Source organism: Streptomyces ipomoeae 91-03, from assembly GCF_000317595.1.
Lineage (GTDB): Bacteria > Actinomycetota > Actinomycetes > Streptomycetales > Streptomycetaceae > Streptomyces > Streptomyces ipomoeae.
Window position 1 is genome coordinate 1 of sequence record NZ_AEJC01000532.1, and the last position, 23,521, is coordinate 23,521.

General features: G+C 70.5%; 21 protein-coding genes, 1 tRNA gene and 1 pseudogene. 10 read left to right on the forward strand and 13 right to left on the reverse strand.

Annotated features, from left to right (window positions below; genetic code table 11):
* Positions 1 to 9: 9 nt before the first annotated feature.
* Both STRIP9103_RS34750 and arfB read right to left on the reverse strand, forming a co-directional pair.
* Positions 10 to 1,008, reverse strand: a complete 999-nt coding sequence (locus STRIP9103_RS34750) for a sigma-70 family RNA polymerase sigma factor (protein ID WP_009329489.1) — start codon at positions 1,006 to 1,008, stop codon at positions 10 to 12.
* Positions 1,009 to 1,108: 100 nt separating this feature from the next.
* Positions 1,109 to 1,546 carry an alternative ribosome rescue aminoacyl-tRNA hydrolase ArfB gene (arfB, locus tag STRIP9103_RS34755; protein ID WP_009329466.1) on the reverse strand — a complete coding sequence of 146 codons (438 nt, stop codon included), beginning with the start codon at positions 1,544 to 1,546 and terminating at the stop codon, positions 1,109 to 1,111.
* A gap of 165 nt (positions 1,547 to 1,711) precedes the next feature.
* Between arfB and STRIP9103_RS34760 the strand changes: the two genes are divergently transcribed.
* Positions 1,712 to 2,287 (forward strand): TerD family protein, encoded by a 576-nt coding sequence (locus STRIP9103_RS34760; protein ID WP_009329473.1) that lies wholly within the window; start codon positions 1,712 to 1,714, stop codon positions 2,285 to 2,287.
* Between the two features lie 117 nt (positions 2,288 to 2,404).
* Here STRIP9103_RS34760 and STRIP9103_RS34765 read toward each other — a convergent pair whose 3' ends face one another.
* Positions 2,405 to 3,073, reverse strand: a complete 669-nt coding sequence (locus STRIP9103_RS34765) for a hypothetical protein (protein WP_009329482.1) — start codon at positions 3,071 to 3,073, stop codon at positions 2,405 to 2,407.
* A gap of 161 nt (positions 3,074 to 3,234) precedes the next feature.
* Between STRIP9103_RS34765 and STRIP9103_RS34770 the strand changes: the two are divergent.
* Positions 3,235 to 3,852 (forward strand): annotated as a pseudogene (locus STRIP9103_RS34770) (GNAT family N-acetyltransferase); the annotation flags it as partial.
* Between the two features lie 66 nt (positions 3,853 to 3,918).
* Here the strand turns inward: STRIP9103_RS34770 and STRIP9103_RS34775 are convergent.
* Positions 3,919 to 5,484, reverse strand: coding sequence for a M1 family metallopeptidase (locus STRIP9103_RS34775; protein ID WP_078614152.1), 1,566 nt, complete (start codon positions 5,482 to 5,484; stop codon positions 3,919 to 3,921).
* Positions 5,485 to 5,491: 7 nt separating this feature from the next.
* Here STRIP9103_RS34775 and STRIP9103_RS34780 point away from each other — a divergent pair, with 7 nt between their 5' ends.
* The gene (locus STRIP9103_RS34780; RefSeq protein ID WP_009329479.1) at positions 5,492 to 5,992 is read left to right on the forward strand and encodes a hypothetical protein; all 501 of its coding nucleotides are present in this window, start codon (positions 5,492 to 5,494) and stop codon (positions 5,990 to 5,992) included.
* A gap of 119 nt (positions 5,993 to 6,111) precedes the next feature.
* On the opposite strand, the gene STRIP9103_RS34785 is transcribed toward STRIP9103_RS34780, so the two are convergent.
* Positions 6,112 to 6,813, reverse strand: coding sequence for a pentapeptide repeat-containing protein (locus tag STRIP9103_RS34785; protein ID WP_009329487.1), 702 nt, complete (start codon positions 6,811 to 6,813; stop codon positions 6,112 to 6,114).
* A 143-nt stretch (positions 6,814 to 6,956) separates the two neighbouring features.
* Here STRIP9103_RS34785 and STRIP9103_RS34790 point away from each other — a divergent pair, with 143 nt between their 5' ends.
* Both STRIP9103_RS34790 and STRIP9103_RS34795 read left to right on the forward strand, forming a co-directional pair.
* A complete protein-coding gene (locus STRIP9103_RS34790) occupies positions 6,957 to 8,240 on the forward strand; it encodes an FAD-dependent oxidoreductase (RefSeq protein ID WP_009329474.1) in 1,284 nt (427 codons plus the stop codon).
* 179 nt (positions 8,241 to 8,419) lie between these two features.
* A complete protein-coding gene (locus STRIP9103_RS34795; RefSeq protein WP_009329464.1) occupies positions 8,420 to 9,391 on the forward strand; it encodes a zinc-binding dehydrogenase in 972 nt (323 codons plus the stop codon).
* Positions 9,392 to 9,614: 223 nt separating this feature from the next.
* Here the strand turns inward: STRIP9103_RS34795 and STRIP9103_RS34800 are convergent, their stop codons facing one another.
* Positions 9,615 to 11,024: an NAD(P)/FAD-dependent oxidoreductase gene (locus STRIP9103_RS34800; protein WP_009329484.1), complete on the reverse strand. Its 1,410-nt coding sequence runs from the start codon at positions 11,022 to 11,024 to the stop codon at positions 9,615 to 9,617.
* Between the two features lie 118 nt (positions 11,025 to 11,142).
* Here STRIP9103_RS34800 and STRIP9103_RS34805 point away from each other — a divergent pair, with 118 nt between their 5' ends.
* On the forward strand, positions 11,143 to 12,021 hold the full coding sequence (locus STRIP9103_RS34805) for an aminoglycoside phosphotransferase family protein (protein ID WP_009329468.1): 879 nt from the start codon (positions 11,143 to 11,145) through the stop codon (positions 12,019 to 12,021).
* Between the two features lie 33 nt (positions 12,022 to 12,054).
* On the opposite strand, the gene STRIP9103_RS34810 is transcribed toward STRIP9103_RS34805, so the two are convergent.
* A tRNA-Thr gene (locus tag STRIP9103_RS34810) sits at positions 12,055 to 12,131 on the reverse strand.
* Between the two features lie 235 nt (positions 12,132 to 12,366).
* Between STRIP9103_RS34810 and STRIP9103_RS34815 the strand changes: the two genes are divergently transcribed.
* The 3 genes from STRIP9103_RS34815 to STRIP9103_RS34825 all read left to right on the forward strand — a co-directional run bounded on the left by STRIP9103_RS34815 (position 12,367) and on the right by STRIP9103_RS34825 (position 15,021).
* Positions 12,367 to 13,503 carry an ABC transporter ATP-binding protein gene (locus tag STRIP9103_RS34815; protein ID WP_009329481.1) on the forward strand — a complete coding sequence of 379 codons (1,137 nt, stop codon included), beginning with the start codon at positions 12,367 to 12,369 and terminating at the stop codon, positions 13,501 to 13,503.
* Positions 13,504 to 13,722: 219 nt separating this feature from the next.
* Positions 13,723 to 14,187 carry a hypothetical protein gene (locus STRIP9103_RS34820; RefSeq protein WP_009329462.1) on the forward strand — a complete coding sequence of 155 codons (465 nt, stop codon included), beginning with the start codon at positions 13,723 to 13,725 and terminating at the stop codon, positions 14,185 to 14,187.
* Positions 14,188 to 14,289: 102 nt separating this feature from the next.
* Positions 14,290 to 15,021 carry a nucleotidyltransferase family protein gene (locus tag STRIP9103_RS34825; protein WP_009329493.1) on the forward strand — a complete coding sequence of 244 codons (732 nt, stop codon included), beginning with the start codon at positions 14,290 to 14,292 and terminating at the stop codon, positions 15,019 to 15,021.
* 245 nt (positions 15,022 to 15,266) lie between these two features.
* Here the strand turns inward: STRIP9103_RS34825 and STRIP9103_RS34830 are convergent, their stop codons facing one another.
* The 6 genes from STRIP9103_RS34830 to STRIP9103_RS34855 form a co-directional block, all read right to left on the reverse strand.
* On the reverse strand, positions 15,267 to 17,024 hold the full coding sequence (locus STRIP9103_RS34830; protein ID WP_009329470.1) for a DoxX family protein: 1,758 nt from the start codon (positions 17,022 to 17,024) through the stop codon (positions 15,267 to 15,269).
* A 122-nt stretch (positions 17,025 to 17,146) separates the two neighbouring features.
* Positions 17,147 to 18,088, reverse strand: a complete 942-nt coding sequence (rlmB, locus tag STRIP9103_RS34835; RefSeq protein ID WP_009329491.1) for a 23S rRNA (guanosine(2251)-2'-O)-methyltransferase RlmB — start codon at positions 18,086 to 18,088, stop codon at positions 17,147 to 17,149.
* A gap of 163 nt (positions 18,089 to 18,251) precedes the next feature.
* Positions 18,252 to 19,652 (reverse strand): cysteine--tRNA ligase, encoded by a 1,401-nt coding sequence (cysS, locus tag STRIP9103_RS34840; protein WP_009329477.1) that lies wholly within the window; start codon positions 19,650 to 19,652, stop codon positions 18,252 to 18,254.
* 285 nt (positions 19,653 to 19,937) lie between these two features.
* Complete coding sequence (gene ispF, locus STRIP9103_RS34845) at positions 19,938 to 20,456, reverse strand: 2-C-methyl-D-erythritol 2,4-cyclodiphosphate synthase (RefSeq protein WP_009329485.1); 519 nt, start codon at positions 20,454 to 20,456, stop codon at positions 19,938 to 19,940.
* Positions 20,446 to 21,210 carry a 2-C-methyl-D-erythritol 4-phosphate cytidylyltransferase gene (gene ispD / locus STRIP9103_RS34850; RefSeq protein ID WP_009329471.1) on the reverse strand — a complete coding sequence of 255 codons (765 nt, stop codon included), beginning with the start codon at positions 21,208 to 21,210 and terminating at the stop codon, positions 20,446 to 20,448. Before ispD ends, ispF begins: the two co-directional genes overlap by 11 nt.
* A gap of 410 nt (positions 21,211 to 21,620) precedes the next feature.
* Entirely contained in the window at positions 21,621 to 22,103 is a 483-nt protein-coding gene (locus tag STRIP9103_RS34855) for a CarD family transcriptional regulator (protein ID WP_003953493.1), read from the reverse strand.
* A gap of 672 nt (positions 22,104 to 22,775) precedes the next feature.
* On the opposite strand from STRIP9103_RS34855, the gene STRIP9103_RS34860 reads away from it, so the two are divergent.
* Positions 22,776 to 23,498 carry a copper chaperone PCu(A)C gene (locus STRIP9103_RS34860; RefSeq protein ID WP_009329459.1) on the forward strand — a complete coding sequence of 241 codons (723 nt, stop codon included), beginning with the start codon at positions 22,776 to 22,778 and terminating at the stop codon, positions 23,496 to 23,498.
* Positions 23,499 to 23,521 lie beyond the last annotated feature (23 nt).

Below are 23,521 nucleotides of genomic sequence, written 5' to 3' on the forward strand. Positions count from 1 at the left end.
CTCCCGGCCTCACCCCCCAAGCACCGTCACATCCAACGCCGCCAACCGCTCCCCCTCCGTAACGACATCGATCGCCGCAACCCTCCCCTGTGCGACCGCGAACGCCAGCACCCGCACAACCCGCCCCTCCTGAAGCACCACAAGCCCAGGCCCCCCATTGACAAGCGCGGCCCGCGCCCCGGCACCCCCGGCCCGCCCATACATCCCGGCCTGCGCCGCAACCTCCGCGGCACCCCGAGTCACCCCGGCGGCGGACCGTACGACCGCATCCGGCGCGAGCACGGCGAGCAGCCCCTCGAAGTCCCCCTCCCGAGCCGCCGCGAGAAACGCGTCCACGACCTCCCACTGCCGCTCGAGATCCGCATCCGGCGACGGCGCCCCACCCCGCACCCGCCGCCGCGCCCGACTCGCGAGCTGCCGCACGGCAACGGGCGTACGACCGACGATGGGCGCGATGTCGTCGAAGGGAACACCGAAGAGGTCGTGCAGCACGAAGGCGAGCCGTTCGGCGGGCCCGAGCGTCTCCAGTACGACGAGCAGCGCGAGCCCGACGGAATCGGCCAGCAACGCCTCCTGCTCCGGATCGACCCCACTCACCGGACTGACGACCGGCTGAGGCATCCGCAGCCCGCCGTATCCGCCCTCCGAGCCACCAGATCCGACAGATCCCCCAGATCCTCTGGATCTGGGGGATCCACCGACGCCACCCGAACCGTCCTGCGCCGGCCCGGACAAGGGCTCCTCCGCCCGCGCCCGCCGGGACCGCAACATGTCGAGACAGACCCGCCCGACCACGGTGGTGAGCCAGCCACGAAGGTTGTCGACCTCGTCCGCGTCGACCCGGCTCAGTTTGAGCCACGTCTCCTGCACGGCGTCGTCGGCCTCCGCGAGCGACCCGAGCATGCGGTAGGCGACGGCCCGCAGATGTGACCGATGCGACTCGAACCGCAGCGCGAGAACATCGCTGCCACTACTGCCACTACTGCCACTGGTACCGCTACCGCTCATCGGTGACCGCTCCTCGTCAACACGTCCGTAGCCACGTACTGCCTCTACGAACCTGACGGATCACGCCCCACCGATGTGACACCCCCCATGATGGTCACCCTCAGCCCCAGTCGCGCCCCGATCGCCCCCGCTTGGTGTCCGACCGCTGCTTCTTCTCGCGCAGCCGCCGTTCGTTGATCCCCTTGGGGATACGGGTCGGCCGGCGCGGCTTGGGGGGCGGGGCGGTGGCTTCGGCGAGGAGGGCGGCGAGGCGTACGGCGGCGGTCTCCCGGTTCCGCCACTGGGAACGGTGCTCGGAGGCCCGCACGCTGACGACCCCGTCGACGAGCCGCGAGGCGAGCCGCTCCAGGGCGCGCCGCTTCCACACCTCGGGCAGGGCCTCGGTGCGGGCGAGGTCGAACCGCAGCTCGACCTGCGAGTCACTGGTGTTGACGTGCTGCCCGCCGGGCCCGGAGGAGCGGGAGAAACGCCACATGAGCTCGGCCTCGGGCAGCGAGACGGAGCCACGGATGACGTAGGGACCGGACATGCCGTCCATGTTCCCGTCCCCGTTCGGTGTACGTCACCCCAATATTCCTTCCGGGTGCCGGTCGGTAAAGAAAGTAAAGACTCCTGACGACACCTGGAACCTTCGCCACCCCTCATGGCGTTCATTGGGGTAGCTGTAGGTTCGTCGTACGCAACGAGGGAAGGACTCCCAACAATGGCTGTAAGCCTGTCCAAGGGTGGCAACGTCTCGCTCACCAAGGAGGCTCCGGGCCTGACCGCCGTCACCGTGGGCCTCGGTTGGGACGTCCGTACCACCACGGGCACCGACTTCGACCTGGACGCCTCCGCGATCGCGGTGAACACGCAGGGCAAGGTCTACTCGGACGCCCACTTCGTCTTCTTCAACAACAAGCAGACCCCGGACAACACGATCGTCCACACCGGTGACAACCGCACGGGTGAGGGCGCGGGCGACGACGAGGCGATCAACGTCAACCTGGCGGCCCTCCCGGCCGACATCGACAAGATCGTCTTCCCGGTCTCGATCTACGATGCCGAGAACCGCTCGCAGAACTTCGGCCAGGTCCGCAACGCCTACATCCGCATCATCAACCAGGCCGGCGGCGCCGAGATCGCCCGTTACGACCTCTCCGAGGACGCCGCCACCGAAACGGCCATGGTCTTCGGCGAGCTCTACCGCAACGGCGCCGAGTGGAAGTTCCGCGCCGTGGGCCAGGGCTACGCCTCGGGCCTGGTCGGCATCGCCCAGGACTTCGGCGTCAACGTCTGACACCCGTCCACGGCCCCGGCCGACTTCACGGAAGGCCCCGCCGCGACACCCACGTCACAGCGGGGCCTTCGGGCTCCGGGCTCCGGGCTCCGGGCTCCGGGCTCCGGGCTGGATTCTTCACACTCTCCAGGTGCCGGAGTACTGGATGTGCAGGCGGGCGGGCACGTTGCGGCGGGTCCTGGGTCGGGACCAGGAGCCCGCGCTGAGTTCCACACAGAAGTGGGCGGCGTTCGGGTAGCGGTGCGGGTAGGACGGGGCCTCGTCGATGAGGCCGCGCAGGGCCGTGCCGTACTCGCGGAACGCGGTGGGGCTGCCGACGACGAACAGTGTGTGGGCCGCGATGGTGAAGTCGAGGTGGTCGCGGTACGTCCGGTGGTGCCGCCGCTCGTAGTCGATGGCGCTCTCGTCCGGGAAGTCGTCGTCCGGGGTGGCCGTCGTATGCGGTTTGCCGGTGCCGAGTCGTGCGCGCACCTGCTTCCAGGACCCGGTCGGGAACCGCAGGCTGTGGTGGACCAGTACGAGGTCCAGCGCGACCGGTTCGCCGTCGCTCGCCACACCCTCAGGGACCGGGTTGGCCCGGATCGGCAGATGGACCAGCGACCGGGAGGACCGGGCGGCCAACGCCCACAGGGCGACAAGCTGCTCCGCCCCGCTTCGATCGGCGTACATCGACAGCCAATGCCGGTCATCACGCAGCGCCAGCCGCGCGGGCGCCGGAGCCGGCCGAATCACCCTGACCTCATCGCCGCCCAGCCGAACCTTGTGCACACGCACCCGTTGTTCCACACGCCTCCCTCCTCGGATCCACTGCTCCCGCTGAATTGGACGAGCAGCGGCGCCCGGCGCGCAACATAAAAACGAGCGGCCCGAAATCGAGCGGCCTTGCGGAAGAGCCGATGCTTCCATGACTCGGATTCGAGGCGGGCGTGATCGATAGCGTGCGGCACATGGTGCTGATCGAAACCCTCCGCACGGCCGAGGACGGGACCATCCCAGACCCCCTCCTCGCCGAACTCACCACCCTGCACGCCTCCAACCGCGACTTCTACGCCCTGAGCGGCGACTTCCCGGACCCGGACGACATCCGTCCCGAGCAGGTGAGCGCGGCGCTGACGATGGAACTGGCCAACCCGGACGTGGAGATACTGCTGGCGCGCCCCGCCGACAGCACCAGTGGCAGTGGCAACACCAGTGGCAGTACCGACGACAGCCACAGCAGCAGAGGCGGCAGCGGCACCCGGAGTCAGCCGCTCGTCGGGGGCGTCATCACGCTCGCTCGACATCCCGATCCGGCCGACCCCGACCCCTGGATCGGGCTGCTGCTCGTCCGCGCCGATGCGCAACGACAGGGGTACGGGCGGCAGTTGGTGGCGCTCGTCGAGGAACGGTTTCGGCGGGCGGGGCGCACCGCCGTACGCCTCGCGGTACTCGACAACAATCCCGGGGCTCTGGCCTTCTGGACGTCCCTCGGCTACGAGGTCATCGACCGCCGTAACGACCGCCAACTGGGCCGCCCGTGTGCAGTGTTGCGCAAGCAACTGCATACGCCCCCGTCCGGGCCTCGTACGACGTCCCGCCCCGCCCCACCGACCGGCGTCACCGGAACCCGGCCGGCCTGACGACCGCTTTTCTCAGGCCTTCGGCGGCTTCCCCTCCCCGTACAGCCAGTCCTTCCACACCGGGGTCAGATCCGCGTCCGGGGCCGTCTTCTTCGCGTACTTCTCGGCGTACGAGGTGAAGTCGGCCGTGTTCGCGTTGCCGTGGCGGTGGGTGGTGGCCCAGCCCTTGACGAGGCCGAGGAAGGCGTCGTCGCCGATCGCCCGGCGGATCTTGTGCAGGACCATGGCGCCGCGTTCGTACACGGGGCTGTCGGAGATATGGCCGGCGTTCGGGGGCTTCGCGGGCGGGAAGTCCCAGACGGCTTCGTTCGCGGCGGCGTCCTCGTAGGCGTCGCCCTCGTACAGCGCGTCGAAGATCTCCTGGGCGGTGTCGCCGCCGTGGTCCTCCTGCCACAGCCACTCCGCGTAGGTGGCGAAGCCCTCGTTGAGCCACATGTCCCGCCAGCTCTTCGGGGTGACCGAGTTCCCGTACCACTGATGGGCCAGCTCGTGGACGAGGAGTTCGGTGTCGGGGGCGCCGGGGAAGACGGGACGGTTCTGGGTCTCCAGCGCGTACCCGATGTCCTCCGGCCTGTCGACGACGGCTCCGGTGGAGGAGAAGGGGTACGGACCGAAGTAGCCCTCCGCCCACTCCATGACCTCGGGGATCCGGTCGAGGACCACTCGGCTGCCCTGGGCCTCGGCGGGGTCGACGGCGACATACACCGGCAGCTTCACCTGCCCCGCCTTGGAGCCCCGCACCTCGTAGGAGTCGATCTTGTACGAGTCGATCTCATACTCGCCGATCGCGATCGTGGCCACATAGCTCGCCATCGGTTCGCCGGCGTGCCAGGAGAAGGTCGTGCGCCCCTTCTTGGTCGACTCGCCCCTCAACTCCCCGTTGGACACGGCGTGCAGACCCTCGGGAACGGTGACCGTGATGTCGTACGTCGCCTTGTCGGAGGGGTGGTGGTTGCCGGGGAACCACGCCATCGAGCCCATCGGTTCGCCGAGCGCGAGTACGCCGTCGCGGGTGGGCAGCCAGCCCTCCTGGGAGCCGTCCGGATCGGTGATCGTCTCCGGGCTGCCCGAGTAGCGGACCGTCGTACGGAACGTCTCCCCCTTGCCGAGCCCACCCTCCGGGCGAACGGTCAGCTCCTGCCCGGCCCGCTTCCAGCCCGCCTTCGTGCCGTCGACGGTGACCGACTCGACATCCATCCCCTTCAGATCGAGGTTGAACGCGCTGAGGTCCTGCGTGGCGCGGGCGGTGATGACGGCGGTGCCGCGCAGGTGGTGCTTCTCGGCGGCGGAGGCGGGGTCGGACGGGGGGTCGTGTTCGAGGGTGAGGGCGTAGTGGGTGACGTCGTAGCCGCCGTTGCCGAGCTTCGGGAAGTACGGGTCCCGCAGACCGGCGGAGCCGGGGGTGCCGGTGGTGCGGGCGTGGCCGGCGGTGTCGGGGGTGCGGGTGGTGTCGCCGGTCGACCCGCCGTCGTCCGTGCAGGACGTGAGCGTGCAGGCCAGGGCGAGGGCGAGCAGGGCGGCCGGGACAACCGTTACGGATCGGGACACGTCGGAGATCCTAGGGGGACATGACACCATCGCCTACGTGCTCGACATCGGCTACGCCCTCTCCAACCGCTTCCCCGATCCGCCCCAGACGGACTACCGCCGCGCGGACGTGTACGCGCTGCGGCACGACCTGTTCTGCGGTGACGTCTACCTCGCCGACACCAAGGCGGACCGGGAGTTGTCCACAGCCTGGGGATGGGTGCCGGTACTGGACTTCGCGTGGGCGCTGTGCGACATCGTCGAGCGGATCGACAGGGACCCGGCCGGCTCCCGCGCCGCCCGCCCCCAGCGCGCGGAACTCGACTTCACCGAGTCGACCGACCGCATGCTCTTCGAGCGCCGCTTCGGCTGGGTGGACATCGAGGCGGACTGGATGCCACCCGAGGAGCCCCCGCTCACCTTCTCCCACACCGAACTGCGCCGCGAGTCCCGCGACTTCCTCCACGACCTGATCGCCGACCTGTGCGATCTGCACGACGCCCTGGCCGAAAACCCAGCGATCTGGACCCTCCAGGCCCGCTTCCCTCGTTTGGCCTGAGGCCGGTTCGTTGTCTGCGGCCGAGCGGTGGTTGATCGCGCCCTTTCAGGGGCGCGGGGAACTGCGCGATCGACCCCGCACAACCCGCACCCGCCAACCAACCCGGCCCCAGCCACACATCACCCCTCCACCCGAATCCCCATCTCCCCCGCCAACACCGGCGCCAAATCCATCAGCTGAGCCGCGCTGATCACCGCCCCCGACAGCCGCTCCACCCCCCGCGCGATCTCCACAACCGCAGCCTCCCGCAGATCGACGTCCCTCAACGTCACCCCCCTCAGATCCGCCCCCTTCACCGCACACCCCACAAACGCCACCCGCTCCAACCCCGCACCCCCGAAGTCCGGCTCGACAAGCACACAGTCCTCGAACACAACATCCTTGAGCCGAGACTCACGCAGATTGAGGTAGTCGATCTTTCCCCCACGGACCACCACCCGCTCCAGCACGGCCCCATGCAACTGCACACCCCCAAGCCGCGCATCCACCAGCTCGACATCACGAAGCGTCGCCTCGGTGAGATCGGTGCCAACCCCCCGTATGCCGGTGAGAACGGAGTCGAGAAACCGCGCCCGACGCAGCCGGGTCTCGTCCAGCGCGCACCCCCTCAACGCGCAGTCCATGAACCGGGCACCCCCACCGTCCTGCCCACCGAAGTCCGCCCCCACGAACTCCAGCGCGTCGTAATCCCCGTCCGGCTCCAGCCCTCCACCCTCATACGCCTCCAGCACCGGCAACCGCACCTCCGGCCGCCGCGCCGCCTTCACCGCAGCGGCACCCGCACGGCCACCACCGCTCCCACCACCCGCTCTCCTCGCCACGCTCCCATCCTGCACCCCACCACTGACAACGCCCCTGCACGCACACGCGAAGCCGCCCACCCACACCCCATGTCACATTCCGGCCCCCTCGGCCAGTCGTACTCGCGGACAGACGACCGCACCGACCCGAGGGAGCCCCAGCCATGCACCGCCCGCCCACCACGCACCGCACCCCCACCCGCCCCCGCACCCCCACCCACATCACCGTCATCGGCGGCGGCTTCGCCGGCCTCACCGCGGCCATCACCGCCGCCGAGGCAGGCGCGAAGGTCACGCTGTACGAGGCGCACCACACGCTGGGCGGCCGGGCGCGGACGACCGAGGGGCCGTACCGGACGAACGAGGGACCGCACGCGCTGTACAGCGGCGGCCCGCACTGGACCTGGCTCAGGCAGCGCGACCTGATCAGCCCGCTGGCGCCCATCCCTCCGCTGGAGGCGGCCCGGCTGCGGCTGCACCACAAGGGCGTCCTGCGCCGCACCCCGCCCTTCGCGATGCTCAAGCTGCTTCGCCCCCGGAGCGGCCGTGGCGGACGTAGCGGCCGACACGCCCCCGTGGACGTCGACTTCCTCACGTGGGCCACCGAACAGGCGGGCGAGGAGGCCGCCCGTGCCGCCGCCAACTACGCGGCGGTGGCGGTGTTCCACCACGACCCGGGCTCCCTCTCCGCCGCGTTCGTGCAGGAACGGCTGCGCCGGGCCACCAAGCTGCCCCCGGAGGCGCACTACCCGCGCGGCGGCTGGGCGAGCCTCATCGACCGGATGGCGGCCCGCGCCTGGAACCTCGGCGTCCGGATGGAGACCCTGGCCCGCGTCGACAGCCTCGACGCCGTCCGGGGCGATGTCCCCCGCAACGGCCATGGATCCCACAGCGGCCACGGCCCCGTCATCGTCGCCACCTCCCTCGACGCCGCCCGCCGCCTCCTCGGCGACTCCTCGCTGACCTGGCCGAGCGGCCGTACCGTGCTGCTCGACATCGCCGTACGCACCCGCCGCGGCGACGCGTTCGTCGTCTCCGACCTGGACGCACCCGGCTGGCTCGAACGTTTCACCGCGCAGGACCGCACCCTCGCCCCGGCCGGCGAGCAACTGCTCCAGGGACAGTTCCCGATCGCCCCGCACGAGTCCCGCGCGGCCGGCGTCGCCCGTGCCGAGCACCTTCTCGACCTGGGCCTCCCCGGCTGGCGCGACCGGGTCACCTGGCGCCGCGAGGCCACCGCGAACGGCCGTACGGGCGCGGTCGACCTGCCCGGCACCAGCTGGCGCGACCGCCCGGCCGTGGACCGGGGCGACGGCGTCTACCTCGCGGGCGACCAGGTCGCGGCGCCGGGCGTGCTCTCGGAGGTGTCGTTCAACAGTGCCCTCTCGGCGGTCTCCCTGGCACTCGGCAGGCACGCCAGGAACACGCTTGACCTCAAGCATGCTTGAGGTTAGAGGCTGGGCTCACCGCGCGAAGGCACACGCCGAAACGCGCCACAAGCCAGACGTCAAGGCATGCGACAAGGCACACGACAAGGCACACGTCGGAAGACACACCAAGCCGCACACCGAGACGCACGCCCGGACGCACGTCCAGCCGCACCCGAAAGCCCAAGGGGGAGCCCTCCATGCACGCGATCCGCCTGCACACCTTCGGCCCGGCCGAGAACCTCACGTACGAGAAGGTCGAGGACCCCGAGCCCGGCCCGGGCCAGGTCCGTATCGCGGTCGCCGCGGCCGGCGTACATCTGCTGGACGCGGCCCTACGCGAGGGCCACCCCGGCCCCGGACCGGCGCCCGCACTGCCCACCGTCCCGGGCCGCGAGGTCGCCGGAGTCGTCGAGGCCCTGGGCGAGGGCGCCCCGGAGGAGTGGCTGGGCAAGCGGGTCGTCGCCCACCTCGGCTTCGCACCGGGCGGCTACGCCGAACTGGCCGTCACGGACGCCGGACGGCTGCACGAGATCCCGGAGAACCTCGACCCCGCCGAGGCCGTCGCCATGATCGGCACGGGCCGTACGACGATGGGCATCCTCCTCTTCGCCGAACCGGGCCCCGACGACGTGGTCGTGATCCCGGCCGCGGCCGGCGGCATCGGCACGCTCCTCGTGCAGTACGCCAAGAACGCGGGCGCCACGGTGATCGGTCTCGCCGGAGGCCCCGAGAAGACGGCCCGGGTCGCGGCGAACGGCGCCGACCTCGCCGTCGACTACACCGACCCGGCGTGGCCGGAGCGGGTCGCCGCGTACCGGGGAAAGGTCACGGTCGTCTTCGACGGCGTGGGCGGGGCGGTGGCGCGGGAGTCCGTCGCCCTGCTCGCCCCCGGCGGCAAGCACCTCGTCTTCGGCTGGTCGGCGGACGGCATCAAGGGCGGCGAACCGTACGTCGTCGAGGGCGTCTCGGAGTCGGTCCTGGGCGAGGAGATGCGACGCCGGGCGGGCGGCGACGACCCCATCCGCACGCTCGAACTCCGCGCCCTGGCAGAAGCCGCCGCCGGCCGCCTCGTCCCGGCCGTCCACCGCTTCCCCCTCGCCCAGGCCGCCACCGCCCACCGGGCCCTGGAGAACCGCGGCACGACCGGCAAGGTGGTGCTGGAGCCATGACGACAGCCATGCGCCCGCACAGCTGCGGGCAGCCGCGCCGCTGAGGCGACACGGGCCCTCGACCTGGGGATGTCCGACGGGAGCCGATGGGGTCCCCCCACACCGTTCAGGCAGTGCGGGAGGGCGATCACGTCATCCACCCTCGCCTTCGGCAGGTCTCCTGCCGCTCGGCGACCGTGTCGCGGACCTGGTCGGCCACAAGCGGGCCGGAATCCCCGGATCACTACCGCCCGGCCACCCGGTCCGCCACCCGCGCCAGCCGCGACGACTCCGCGCTGTGCGTAGCCGCCTCCCGCCGGTCGGCGGCGCGATACGTGGCGTACAACCCCTGCACCCCCAGCCAACGCAACGGCTCCGGCTCCCACTTGCGCACCCGGTGGTTCACCCAGGGCAGCGCGGTCAGCTCGGTCGCCCCGCCCTGCCCCGAGTCCTGCTGGACCAGATCGCGCAGGGTACGGGCGGCGAGGTTGGCGGTGGCCACACCCGAGCCGACGTAACCACCGGCCCAGCCCAGCCCCGTGGACCGGTCCAGCGTCACCGTCGCGCACCAGTCGCGCGGCACCCCGAGCACCCCCGACCAGGCGTGCTCGACCTTCACCCCGGCCAGCGACGGGAAGAACCGCACGAGAATCTCGCGCAAGGCCTCGATCGTCGCCGGCTGCGTCCGCCCGTCGTTGTCCGTACGCGATCCGAACCGATACGGCACCCCGCGGCCACCGAGCGCGATACGGCCGTCGGCGGTGCGCTGGGCGTACATGTACGCGTGCGCCATGTCGCCGAGCGCCTCGCACCCCGCCCAGCCGATCTCCTCCCACTGCCCGGCGGTCAACGGCTCGGTGACGATCATCGACGAATTCATCGGCAGCCAGGTCCGCTTCTGCCCCTTGAGGCTCGCCGTGAAGCCCTCGGTGCAGCGCAGCACATAGGGCGCCCGGACCGTCCCGTACGGCGTGACGGCGTGCTTCGGCCGAATCTCGGTGACCGGCGTCAGTTCATGGACGGTCACCCCGAGCCCTTCGACCACCTGCGCCAGCCCCGTCACCAGCTTCACCGGATTCAACCGGGCCCCGTGCGGAGTCCACGTGGACCCCACCGCATCGGCGACCCTGATCCGCTCAGCGGTCTCCCGGGCGCCGTACAACTCGCGATCGTCCTCCCCGTACGACACCTCGTGCGCGTGAAAGGCCTTGAGCCGAGCCAACTGAGCGGGCGTGCAGGCGACTTCGAGGATGCCCCCAGCCCGAATATCGGCCTCGACCCCCTCCTCCCCCGCGACCCGAACAACCTCACCGACCGTGTCGTTCATGGCCTTCTGCAACCGCACGGCGGCCTCACGCCCATGCAGCCGCGCGTACCGATCCCGCCCCGCGACCCCGTTGTAGAGCCATCCGCCGTTACGCCCGGAGGCCCCGTACCCACAGAACTTCTGCTCCAGCACGGTGATCCGCAGAAAGGGCGCGGCCTTCTTGAGGTAGTAGGCCGTCCACAACCCGGTGTACCCACCACCCACAATCACCACATCGGCGGACGTGTCACCGCCCAGCGGCTCCCTGGGAACCGGAATCCCGGCCTGCGCGTACCAGAAGGAGATCCCGCCGTTGACGGTGCCGGCGATCGCATCCGTGCTGCTCATGCCCGGACGCCAACCCCTGCCGACAGACCCTGTCTCCTTCGGATTCCGTGGTCGCGGTGGGCCCGCACAGCCCGAAAATCAAGGGATTCCGGGCCCGTCCGCGCGTAATGTCACCCGCATGATCGATGTTCCCGAGGAACTGGCCGAGACTCAGGAAGAGATCAACGGGGAAGCGGGCCGCGCCTTCATCGCGAACATCCCGCACCTGGCCGCCGGCTTCCTGGACCGCTGGGGCCTACGCCTCGACGGCCCGTCCATGCACGGCATGTGCGCCCTGGTCCTGCCCGTGATCCGCACGACCGACAACACCCCCGCGGTCCTCAAACTCCAGATCCTCGACGACGAGAGCGAGGGCGAACCGGTAGCGCTCCGCATCTGGAACGGCGACGGGGCGGTGCGGCTCCTGGAGTACGACGACGAAACGGGCACCATGCTGCTCGAACGCCTGGACCCGGCCCGGATGCTGACCTACGAACCCGACTCCCGCAAGGCCGTCCTGGTCGTCGCCCACCTCCTGGCCCACCTGACGTCCACCCCGGCCCCACCGACCATGCGCCGCCTCGGCGACATCGCGGCGGACCTGCTGCGCCGCACCCCGCCGGTGCTGGAGCGGATCGCCGACGCCGCCGACCGCCGGCTGATCGCCGACTGCGCGGCGGCGGTACGCGAGGTGATCGACGACCCCGGCGACCGCCTCCTCCACTGGGACCTGCACTTCGGCAACGTCCTCGCCGCCGACCGCGCCCCCTGGCTGGCCATCGACCCCAAGCCCCTGGCAGGCGACCCCGCCTTCGACCTCTGGCCCGCCCTCGACAACCGCTTCGAGCCCGACGAGATCCACTGGCGCTTCGACGCGATGACCGACGTCCTGGGCCTGGACCGGGAGCGGGCCCGCGCCTGGACGCTGGGCCGACTGCTGCAGAACGTCATCTGGAATGTGGAGGAGGGACGCGAGCCGGGACCGGACGATCTGGAGATCGCCCGGCGGCTGCGATGAAACTCCCGGGTCGCGAAAAGTGACCCGGGCCCCTGGAGCCCCCTGTCGGATTCGAACCGACGACCTACGCATTACAAGTGCGTTGCTCTGGCCAGCTGAGCTAAGGAGGCGTGGCCCCGTGCGAGGGCGCGCCCGTGCAGTGTACCCACGTCGTGGGGCGCACTCGTCGAAAATTTCCGCGAAGTTCACAGCCGTCCAGGTACTGACAGACCAGGTGAACGCCAGGTACCGTCCAGTGCCAGTCCCTCGTGTGGACTACACCACCATGGAACCGTCCGTGGTGGATCACCACCTTTACAACGGATCGTCCGGCACGTTCCTGCCGGTGAAGGGGGCTTTCGAGCCATGGCCACTGTCACGTTCGACAAGGCGACCCGGATCTACCCGGGATCCACCAAGCCCGCCGTCGACCAGCTCGACATCGCGATCGAGGACGGCGAGTTCCTCGTCCTGGTCGGCCCGTCCGGTTGCGGCAAGTCCACCTCGCTCCGCATGCTCGCGGGCCTGGAGGACGTCAACGGCGGCGCCATCCGCATCGGTGACCGCGACGTCACGCACCTGCCGCCGAAGGACCGGGACATCGCCATGGTGTTCCAGAACTACGCGCTCTACCCGCACATGACCGTCGCCGACAACATGGGCTTCGCCCTCAAGATCGCCGGCGTCAACAAGGCGGAGATCCGCCAGAAGGTCGAAGAGGCCGCGAAGATCCTCGACCTCACCGAGTACCTGGACCGCAAGCCGAAGGCCCTCTCCGGTGGTCAGCGCCAGCGTGTCGCCATGGGTCGCGCCATCGTGCGTGAGCCCCAGGTCTTCCTCATGGACGAGCCGCTGTCGAACCTCGACGCCAAGCTCCGTGTCTCGACCCGTACGCAGATCGCGTCGCTCCAGCGCCGCCTCGGCATCACCACCGTCTACGTCACCCACGACCAGGTCGAGGCCATGACGATGGGCGACCGCGTGGCGGTCCTCAAGGACGGTCTGCTCCAGCAGGTCGACACCCCGCGCAACATGTACGACCGCCCGGCCAACCTCTTCGTCGCCGGCTTCATCGGCTCCCCCGCCATGAACCTGGTCGAGGTCCCGATCACCGACGGCGGTGTGAAGTTCGGCAACAGCGTCGTCCCGGTCAACCGTGACGCCCTGAAGGCCGCCTCCGACAAGGGCGACCGCACGGTCACCGTCGGTGTCCGTCCCGAGCACTTCGACGTGGTCGAGCACAACGGCGCCGCCGCCTCCGCCCTGTCGAAGGACGCCGACGACGCCCCGGCCGGCCTCGCCGTCACCGTCAACGTCGTCGAGGAGCTCGGCGCCGACGGTTACGTCTACGGCACCGCCGAGGTCGGCGGCGAGACCAAGGACCTCGTGGTCCGCGTCAACGGCCGCCAGGTCCCCGAGAAGGGTGCCCAGCTGCACGTCGTCCCGCGTCCGGGCGAGACCCACGTGTTCTCGACCTCCACGGGCGAGCGCCTCTCCGACTGATCACCGGCGGCTCCGGCCGTACCGGATAAATCACCCGGGTTGACGAAGCGGGCCCCGCAGACCATTGCGGGGCCCGCTTGTTTTCCTTCAGTCACCCCGGCAAACTCGCTCATTTCGACCCGTGTACGTCAACGCGGTGCCCAAAAAACGGCACTTCAATGTCCCCCATACCGGTGACCCAATGTTGCCATATCACTACCCCACGCTACCCTCACTCGCGTGAAGCACACCCACACCTACACCCAACGACCGCGGCGTGGCCGCGGCGCCGCCCGTCGGATCGGCCGCTCCCTCGCCCTGGTCCTGCCCGTCGTCCTGGTCCTCTCCGGCACCCTCGCGGTCACCCGGGTCAACTGGTCGGGCTCCGACCCGTCCGAGTCGGTGCTCGCCGCCTCGGACGTCGCCGCCCAGCAGTCCTCCCAGCGCGCCAAGTCCCGCGCCGCGCACGAGGTGCTGCAGGACAAGCTCCTTCTGGAACTCCAGGAGAAGGACCCCGGCGTCGCCCTCACCCACCTCCAGCAGGCCGTGAACGAACGCCCGTCGCTGGCGAAGCACTGCACCAGCATCGCCCGCGCCCTCGGCCGCGCCGCCGTCCGCGCGTACGGCCCCACCCGGGCCCAGTCCTTCGCCCGCCCCGTCTGCGACACGTCCTACGCCACCGGAGTGGCCGCCCAGTTCGCCTGAGCGCCCCACGACAACCCTCGGGTCACCACCCCCGACAACCCCCCGCTGTACCGATCCCCAGGGCCGTGCTCCCGCGAACGGGGCGCCACGTACAGTTCGGTCATGACCGATCCGAACGCCGCGTCGCGCCCCGTTCAAGCCGTGGTCCTCGCCGGTGGCCAGGGCTCCCGGCTGCGTCCGTACACCGATGACCGGCCCAAGCCCATGGTGGAGATCCCCGGCACGGGCACCCCGATCATCGGCCATCAGCTCACCTGGCTCGCCGAGGAGGGCGTGACCGACGTGGTCGTCTCCTGCGGCCACCTCGCCGACGTCCTGCAGAAGTGGCTGGACTCGGCCGACCTGCCCGTCCGCGTCACCATGGTCGTCGAGACGGAACCCCTGGGCCGCGGTGGAGGCCTCAAGTACGCCGCCTCCCACCTCCCGCACCCCGACCGGCCCTGGTACGCCACCAACGGCGACATCTGGACCCGTTTCTCGCTCCGCGACATGGCGGACTTCCACACCGAGCGCGACGCCGTCGCCACGCTCGCCCTCGCCCGCCCGCGCATCCCCTGGGGCGCCGTCAAGACCGACGGCTTCGGCCGCGTCACCGACTTCATCGAAGCCCCGCCGACGACGTACGAGATCAACGCCGGCGTCTATGTCTTCTCCCCCGAGTTCACCGGCCTCCTCCCCGAACGAGGCGACCACGAACGCACCACCTTCCCCCGCCTCGCCCGGGAACGCCGACTGGCCGGCTTCCCCATCCCCCAGGGCGCCTACTGGCGAGCCATCGACACGGCGAAGGACCTGACAGAGGCCGCGAAGGAACTGGCGGCGCTGGGGCGTTAGGGGCGCCGGGCAAACGGCCGGTCCCTCAAGGGGAGTCGGGCAGCCGCCGGTCACTCAAGGGGCGCGGGGCTGTGTGGAATGCCGCCGGCACCGCGTGGACGCGACCAGCCACCAACGGTCCGCAGTCGCCGCACCACAGGCCCTCCCGAGCTCTCAGACGCCTTGCCCCACCCACAGCAATGGGCCCCGCACACCAACGTGCGGGGCCCCTTTTGCGTCTCTCGTACGGCTGTCCGAGCGTACGGCTACCCGAGCAGTCCACCCACCAGCCCAGGCTGCCCGCTCGAAGAGCTCCCTCCACCGGCGCCACTGGAACTGCCCGTGGCCCCACCGGTGGCCGTGCCCCCACTGGAGCTGGGCCCAGCCGTGCTGCTCGGTGCCTGCCCGGCCGGCGAGGACTGCTGCGGCGGCGCCTGCCCCACGGTCCCCTGGGTCTCGCTCGGCTGCCCTCCGGTGACGGCGCCCGTGTCGCGCGTGGCGCTCGGCGTCGTAGCCGCCTCGGACGACGGACTGGCCGAGGTGGCCCCGGCGGTGGGCGAGTTGGAAGCCGACGGCGCCCGCTTCCGCTTCGTCGGCTCACCCGGCAGCGGCGACCCGGGCAGCTCGTTGCGAGGCGCCTCCCCGGGCCCGGGAACGACAATGCGGTCGGCGTCCCGCACGGCCCCGCCGAGCACGGACCCGACCAGCAACGTCAGCCCCACCACGATCGCCGTGACGAGCGCCCCCCGCCGCAGCACATACCGCCGCAGCTCCCAGATGTCCGCCCGTGGCCCGAGCCTGCGCCACGCACCCCCCGCGAGCCGCCCGTCGACGGAGTACACCGGCGCCCCCGCGATGATCAGCGGAGACCAGGCGGCGAGATAGATGATGTCGGGCGTCTCGTAGACGGGAACGGTCTTCCAGCTGACGGTGACGAGCAGCGCGGCCGACAGCAGCGCCCCGAACCCCGCGGCGACCCGCTGCCAGAGCCCGAGCACGGTGAGAACACCCGCGATCACCTGCGCGAAGGCGATCACGAGCCCGGAGCCCACGGGGTGCTCCAGCGCGAACTGCCGCAGCGGCTCGGCGACTTCCCATGGATGCAGCGTGTTCAGCCACTTCACCATGGACCCGCGCTTGCCGCCGTCGAAGTAGTGCGGATCGCAGAGCTTGCCCATGCCGGCGTAGAGGGAAATGAACCCGAGGAACACGCGCAGTGGCAGCAGCACCACGCCCAGATTCATCCGCCGCCCGGGGTAATAGGCGTGCCGGACGCCCGCCGCGGCAGCCGAGGTCGGCGTGTCGCCGTCGCGCCGCCCGGACCGCTCGCCGTCGTCCTCGTCGTCCCCGTCGTCGTACGGCTCCGCGAACTCACCGTCCGCGTACACGTCTTCGTCGTACTCGGCCCCGCCGTACGCCGGTTCGTCGTACGTGCTGCCGACCGCACGCATGGGGGGCAGCAGCCGTGTGCCCTCGCCGGCGATGTGATCGTCGTGGGTGCGCTGGCTGCCGACGATGGGCGTCTCGACGGTCTCGACGGTCATGTCGGCGCCGTAGCGCCCATGTTCACCGCCGTATCCGCCGCCCCCGGCCGTTCCCTCGATGTCGCCCATCCCGCCGAGCCCGCCGGTCTCGGTGGCGTCGACGCGTGGGATGACCTGGGTGGCGCCCGCGTCCCGTACGGCCTGGAGGAGGCGGTGGGCTCCGGTGTCGTCCGGCGCGGACTTCCCGCTCCAGACGACGGGCGCGCGCCGGCGCCCGGCGGCGGGCACACCGGACCGCCCCGCCGTGCCCACGACGGGCATGCGCGCGGTGTTCTCGGTGGCGCTCAGATGCCGTGCGACGCGCGGGGACGATGCCCGCGTGGTGGCGCCCAACCGCACGCGGAAGCTCGCGTGGTTGACGATGATCTGCGCCGGATCGCTCGGCACCTTCACCATGCTCAGCGCGGGAGCGTCGTCGAATTCCGAGTTGAATCCCGACGAGCGGTCCCCCGTGGGTGTGCGGGGTGTTCTGGTGTCCACACTCAACTAACCGAGTGACGTGTCGTTAGGACACTGCCTTGACCGCCCCGATCTGTCCGGACCCCGTCAAGGTGATCAACAACTCCGCGAAGGCCGTGCTCAGCCGCGCCCCCGATCCCCCGTCAGGATCGCCGCCGCGCCGCCTCGTACAGCACAACCCCAGCCGCCACACCGGCGTTCAACGACTCGGCGCCGCCCGGCATCGGGATCCGCACCCGGAAGTCACACGTCTCGCCGACGAGCCGCGACAGGCCCTTGCCCTCGCTGCCGACGACGATGACGACGGGCCCGTCGAGGGCCTCCAGCTCGCCCACCTCGACCTCGCCGTCCGCCGCGAGCCCGACCACGACGAGGCCCGCCTTCTTGTACGACTCCAGCGCGCGCGTCAGGTTGGTGGCGCGGGCGACCGGCGTACGGGCGGCCGTACCGGCGGAGGTCTTCCACGCCCCGGCGGTCATCCCGGCCGCGCGCCGCTCGGGCACGACGACACCGTGGCCGCCGAACGCGGACACGGACCGTACGACGGCACCCAGGTTGCGCGGGTCGGTGACGCCGTCGAGCGCGACGATCAGCGGGTCCTCGCCCTCGTCGAACGCGGCGGCCACCAGGTCCTCGGGGTGCGCGTACTCGTACGGCGGCACCTGAAGCACGAGCCCCTGGTGGTTGAGCCCGTTGGTCATCCGGTCCAGTTCGGGCCGCGGCGCCTCCATGAGGTGAATCCCGCCGCGCTCACCGGCGAGCTGAAGCGCCTCGCGCACCCGCTCGTCGTTGTCGATGAACTGCTGGACGTAGAGCGTCGAGGCGGGCACGCCCTCGCGCAGCGCCTCGACGACGGGGTTGCGCCCGACGACCATCTCCGAGGTGCCCTTGCCGCCCCGCCCGCGCACGACGGGTCGACGCGCGGTCTGCTTGGCCTTGGCGGTGGCGATGCGGTTCTTCTTGTGTCCCTTGCGCATCTCGGCGGGCGGGGTGGGGCCCTTGCCTTCGAGCCCTCGGCGTCGCTGGCCGCCACTGCCGACCTGCGCGCCCTTCTTGCCGGACATGCGGCGGTTGTTAGCGGCCATGACCTACCCGTCTCGTGAAGTCGCGTACGCGGGCTCGCGTACGTCGGTGAGGTGTGGTGTCTGTGTTGCGTGTCTATGCAGTGTGCCGCCCGGAGGGCCGGGCGGCACAATCGATCAAGGTGATCGGAGCTGGTCCGTGACGGTCTGAGGCGATTCGTCCGGGTCAGCGCGGACCGAGCGACCAGCGCGGACCGTCCGGGCTGTCCTCGATGGTCAGCCCCGACTGGTTGAGCTGGTCGCGGATGCCGTCCGCGGTGGCCCAGTCCTTACGGGCGCGCGCGGCCTCGCGCTGGTCGAGGACGAGGCGTACGAGGCTGTCGACGACGCCGTGCAGATCGTCGCCGCGGTCGGTCTCGCCGGCCCACTGCGGGTCGAGGGGGTCGAGGCCGAGGACGCCGAGCATGGCCCGCAGTTCGGCGAGCCGGGCCATGGCGGCTTCCTTGTCGTCGGCGGCCAGCGCGCTGTTGCCCTGCCGCACCGTGGTGTGCACGACGGCGAGCGCCTGCGGCACCCCGAGGTCGTCGTCCATCGCCTCTGCGAACGCGGGCGGCACCTGGGCCGCGGGGTCGACGACCCCGCCCGCCTTCTCGACGACCCGCTGCACGAACCCCTCGATCCGCGCGAACGCCGACTCGGCCTCGCGCAGGGCCTCCTCGCTGTACTCGATCATCGACCGGTAGTGCGGGGTGCCGAGGTAGTAACGGAGGACGATGGGCCGCCAGTGCTTGACCATCTCGGACACGAGGACCGAATTGCCCAGCGACTTGGACATCTTCTCGCCGCTCATGGTGACCCAGGCGTTGTGCACCCAGTACCGGGCGAACTCGTCGCCGTAGGCCTTGGCCTGGGCGATCTCGTTCTCGTGGTGCGGGAAGATCAGGTCGAGTCCGCCGCCGTGGATGTCGAAGGCGGAACCGAGGTACTTGTGCGCCATGGCCGAGCACTCCAGGTGCCACCCCGGCCGGCCGCGCCCCCAGGGCGTCTCCCAGGTGGGCTCACCCGGCTTGGCGGCCTTCCACATGGCGAAGTCCCGGGGATCTCTCTTGCCGGTCTCGCCCTCGCCGGAAGGCTGAAGCAGATTGTCGAGCTCCTGGTTGGACAGCTGCAGATACCCGGGGAACGACCGCACGTCGAAGTACACGTTCCCGTCGGCCTCGTAGGCGTGTCCGCGCTCGATCAGGCCGCGCATCATCTCGACCATCTCGGTCACATGCCCGGTGGCCCGCGGCTCGTAGGTCGGCGGCAGGCAACCGAGCACGCCGTACCCGTCGTTGAACGCGCGCTCGTTCTCGTAGCCGATCGACCACCACGGGCGCCCCTGGTCGGCCGCCTTCGCGATGATCTTGTCGTCGATGTCCGTGACGTTCCTGATGAACGTCACGTCGTACCCGCGGTACTCGAACCATCGGCGCATGATGTCGAAGTTGAGCCCCGACCGGATGTGCCCGATGTGCGGCGCCGCCTGCACGGTCGCGCCACACAGGTAGATCGAGACACAACCCGGCGTGAGCGGGGCGAAGTCACGGATCTGCCGGGCGCTGGTGTCGTACAGGCGAATAGTCACGCCTCCAGGGTAGTGGCCAACCACGAGTGCCCCGAGCCCATAACCCCAAGCACCACAGATTCGTGACGTTAACGGGGAAGGGCCCCTCTTACCGCCGGGGCTTCGCGCCCCATAAGGGGCGCGGGGCCGCGTCGATATGCGGCTCCGCCGCGCGGGCGCGACCAGCCACAAACAACCCGCACCCGCCAACGGACAACTCCCCCGAGCTGGAAGGCGGGGGCGAAGGGGCGCAGCCCCTGGTGGGGGAGGGACGGGTAGGGGCGGCGGGGCGAGAACCCCCTGGCGTCACCCCACCCGCACAACCAACGCGGTGGCGACCGCCATCAGCCCCTCACCCCTCCCCGGAAACCCCAGCCCATCCGTAGTCGCCCCGGAAACAGAGACCGGCGCCCCCACCACCTCGGAAAGCACCCCCTGCGCCTCATCCCGCCGCTTCCCGATCTTCGGCCGATCCCCCACCACCTGCACCGCGACATTCCCGATGGCGAACCCGGCGGCACGCACAATCCGCGCGGCCTCCCCCAGCAACGTCACCCCGGACGCCCCCGACCACTCAGGCCGCCCGGTCCCGAAGTGCTGCCCCAGATCACCCAACCCGGCCGCGGAGAACAACGCGTTGCAGGCGGCATGCGCGACGACATCCGCGTCGGAGTGCCCGGCCAGCCCCGGCCCTTCGCCCTCCCACTTCAGCCCGGCGCACCAGAGCTCCCGCCCCTCCTCGAACGCATGAATGTCGGTCCCGATCCCGACCTGCGGCAGGACCACCGACGGCGGAACCGACGGAGTCACCTCTTCAGAACCCATCGTTCAGCCTCCTCCGAGCCAGTACCGCCTCCGCCAGCACCAGATCCAACGGCCGCGTCACCTTGAACGCCTCCTCGTGCCCGGGCACGACCACAACGCCCACCCCCAGCCGCTCGACCATGCTGGCGTCATCGGTCACCGTCCCGGTGACGGTCTCGTGCGCCCGGACCAGCGTTTCCCGGTCGAACCCCTGCGGCGTCTGCACCGCCCGCAACCGCGCCCGCTCCGGTGTGGCGACCACCGGCTCCGGCGCCCCCGGCGCACCCGCGTCGGCCGGCTCGACCTCCTTGACCGTGTCCGCGAGCGGCAGCGCGGGCACCACGGCCGGTGCCCCGTCCCGTACGGCCTCGATGACGGCGTCGACGGCGTCGACGGGCACGAGGGGGCGGGCCGCGTCATGGACGAGGACGATGTCGTAGCCGGGCGGCAGCGCGTCGAGGCCGTGCTTCACGGACTCCTGTCGTGTCTCACCCCCGGGTACGACGAGGAAGTCGGTGCGCTCGGGCAGCGCGTGCGCGTCGAGCAGGCTCTTGGCCTCGGCGGCACCGTCGGGCGGCGCCACGACGATCACGAGGGAGACGGCACGGGACGCGGCCATGGCCCGCACGGCGTGGATCAGCATGGGAGTGCCGTTCAGCGCACGCAGTGCCTTGGGAGCGCCCGGCCCCAGGCGTACGCCCCGGCCGGCGGCCGGGATCACGGCGGCGGTACGGCTTTCGGCCGTGGACGGCGAAGGGCGCGAATCGTCAGACATCGGTTCCTGTCAGGTTTGTGCGCTCGGCAGAGGTGGGTATGGCCTCACCGTGCCGGGCGCGACGCCTTGACCGGACCCTTCCGTGACATCTGGTCGAGCCAGCGCCCGGGCCCGGCACGCCAAGTATCGGGGACCGCACCTCGACGTACCGCATCCGGCCTCGGTGTCCGAGCAGATGCGGTAGCCGAGCCCGTGGGTTTCCGGAGCACCAGAGTTTTCCGAGCACCAGGGTTTCCGAACACGTCGGGACACCGGGGTTTCCGATCACCTCACCGAGCGCATCCGGTTCCGGACATGAACATGCCGCAGCGCCCGGCGACAATACGACTGTCATCGGGCACCGCGGCATTTCACTTGCTGTGCTGAACGGCTGAGCGGGCTGGCTGCCTGCCGCAGGAGTCAGTTCAGGTTCAGGACGCGAGAACCTCGTCGAGCAGGGCCTCGGCCTTGTCCTCGTTGGTGTTCTCCGCGAGGGCGAGTTCGCTCACCAGGATCTGGCGGGCCTTGGCGAGCATGCGCTTCTCACCGGCGGAGAGTCCGCGCTCGCGCTCACGACGCCACAGGTCACGTACGACTTCCGCGACCTTGATGACATCGCCGGAGGCGAGCTTCTCCAGGTTTGCCTTGTAGCGACGCGACCAGTTCGTGGGCTCTTCGGCGTACGGTGCGCGCAGCACCTCGAAGACCCGGTCCAGGCCGTCCTGACCGACCACATCACGCACACCCACGAACTCCGCATTGTCCGCCGGCACACGCACCGTCAGGTCGCCCTGAGCGACCTTGAGCACCAAGTAGGTCTTGTCCACGCCTTTGATCTGGCGAGTTTCGATGGCCTCGATCAGCGCGGCCCCGTGATGGGGATAGACCACGGTGTCGCCAACCTTGAACGTCATGTGACAGGTACCCCTTCCGTGGCTATCCAGGGTAACACGGATACGGCGTGTTCTGAATGGCGTTTTCGCAGGTCAGGGCATATCTCGGGGCTTGACAACAGCAACAGGAACGTGCTGCGAGGGGCACACGGAAGCGGGTATCCGCAGGTCGGAGCGGCTGTTCAGGCGGACCGAAACGCGCACGTTACACGTATCCGGAGGGCCCCTCGGCTGTCTGAACGTCCCGCTATGTCCGACTCCAAGTGTGCGACTTCCGCTACTCCGTTCGGTGAGTGGAGTCGGGTACGAGACTGAATCCGGAATTGATCAAGGAGTTCGATCTCCCCGAGATGTTCCGCCGTTACCGGATCGTGTTCCGGCGGCGTTCTGCCAGATGATCGATTTCCGTACCGTCGTGCATTCCTTACCCGAAATCCAGGAGGCGGTGAGGAAGCACGGGAAGGGATCGACGGCGGTTATGCGAATTGCGCGCACCCGCGGCGGACCCCTGCCGGGACCCGAACACCGCCTCACCAGGGACGCGCCGGAGACTTGCCGAGGGCTTGGGGAGGGTCGGGTGCGGTGGCCGAGGAACGGCTCGGTAACCTAACCCCGCTGACAGACACTTAGGGCGGCTTTACGGATGTGGGGCCGCCGACCCCGTATCGCCCAGTTCAAGGAGTTGCCGCCGCCGTGAGCAGCAGCCTTCGACGCGGCGCCCTCGCCGCCGCCGTCCTCGCGTTCTCGATCGCCTCACTCGCCGCGTGCGCCGCCGGCAACAACGCCCAGACGCTGGAGATCAAGCCGGACAACGCGGCCACGACCGTCGGCGACATCAAGATCCAGAACGCGATCGTGATCACCCAGCCCGCCCCCGCGACCAAGGGCCCGGCCGCGGTCTCCGCGACGCTGTTCAACGGCAGCACCAAGGACCAGACGCTGGACTCCATCACCGTGGAGGGCGCCGGCACCGTCGAGATCACCCCGGCCAAGGGTGAGGGCAACGGCGGCAAGGTGGTCGTCCCGGCCGGAGGCTCCGTGATCCTCGGCGGCGAGGGCAACGCCTCCGCGGTGCTGGCCGAGCCCGGTGCGGCGCTCAAGGACGGCAACGCCCAGAAGGTCACCTTCACCTTCAGCGAGACCGGCGAGGTGAGCCTGCGCGCCTTCGTCGTCCCGGCCGAGGGCCACTTCGAGAAGTGGGGCCCGAGCGACATCCCCGAGGTCCCCGCCACGAGCCCCACGCCGACCGACGAGGCCTCCGCCTCCACCTCCCCGGCCGCCTCCGGCTCGCCCGCGGGCGAGGAGGGCACCACCGAGGAGCAGGGCACCGCCGCCGGCTCGACGGCCTCCCCGGACGCGACCGCCTCGAACCCCCCGGACTCGGGCACGGGCGACCAGGGGACCACCGAGCACTGAGCGACGTACACACGCGCGGAGGG

Coding starts and splice junctions, on each gene's coding strand:
- STRIP9103_RS34790 (WP_009329474.1), top strand. CDS start 6,957: ATGCACCGCCCGCCCACCACGCACCGCACCCCCACCCGCCCCCGCACC.
- STRIP9103_RS34800 (WP_009329484.1), bottom strand. CDS start 11,024: ATGAGCAGCACGGATGCGATCGCCGGCACCGTCAACGGCGGGATCTCC.
- STRIP9103_RS34825 (WP_009329493.1), top strand. CDS start 14,290: ATGACCGATCCGAACGCCGCGTCGCGCCCCGTTCAAGCCGTGGTCCTC.
- STRIP9103_RS34750 (WP_009329489.1), bottom strand. CDS start 1,008: ATGAGCGGTAGCGGTACCAGTGGCAGTAGTGGCAGTAGTGGCAGCGAT.
- STRIP9103_RS34855 (WP_003953493.1), bottom strand. CDS start 22,103: ATGACGTTCAAGGTTGGCGACACCGTGGTCTATCCCCATCACGGGGCC.
- STRIP9103_RS34795 (WP_009329464.1), top strand. CDS start 8,420: ATGCACGCGATCCGCCTGCACACCTTCGGCCCGGCCGAGAACCTCACG.
- STRIP9103_RS34760 (WP_009329473.1), top strand. CDS start 1,712: ATGGCTGTAAGCCTGTCCAAGGGTGGCAACGTCTCGCTCACCAAGGAG.
- STRIP9103_RS34775 (WP_078614152.1), bottom strand. CDS start 5,484: ATGGTGTCATGTCCCCCTAGGATCTCCGACGTGTCCCGATCCGTAACG.
- rlmB (WP_009329491.1), bottom strand. CDS start 18,088: ATGGCCGCTAACAACCGCCGCATGTCCGGCAAGAAGGGCGCGCAGGTC.
- arfB (WP_009329466.1), bottom strand. CDS start 1,546: ATGGACGGCATGTCCGGTCCCTACGTCATCCGTGGCTCCGTCTCGCTG.
- ispF (WP_009329485.1), bottom strand. CDS start 20,456: ATGGGTTCTGAAGAGGTGACTCCGTCGGTTCCGCCGTCGGTGGTCCTG.
- ispD (WP_009329471.1), bottom strand. CDS start 21,210: ATGTCTGACGATTCGCGCCCTTCGCCGTCCACGGCCGAAAGCCGTACC.
- STRIP9103_RS34815 (WP_009329481.1), top strand. CDS start 12,367: ATGGCCACTGTCACGTTCGACAAGGCGACCCGGATCTACCCGGGATCC.
- STRIP9103_RS34805 (WP_009329468.1), top strand. CDS start 11,143: ATGATCGATGTTCCCGAGGAACTGGCCGAGACTCAGGAAGAGATCAAC.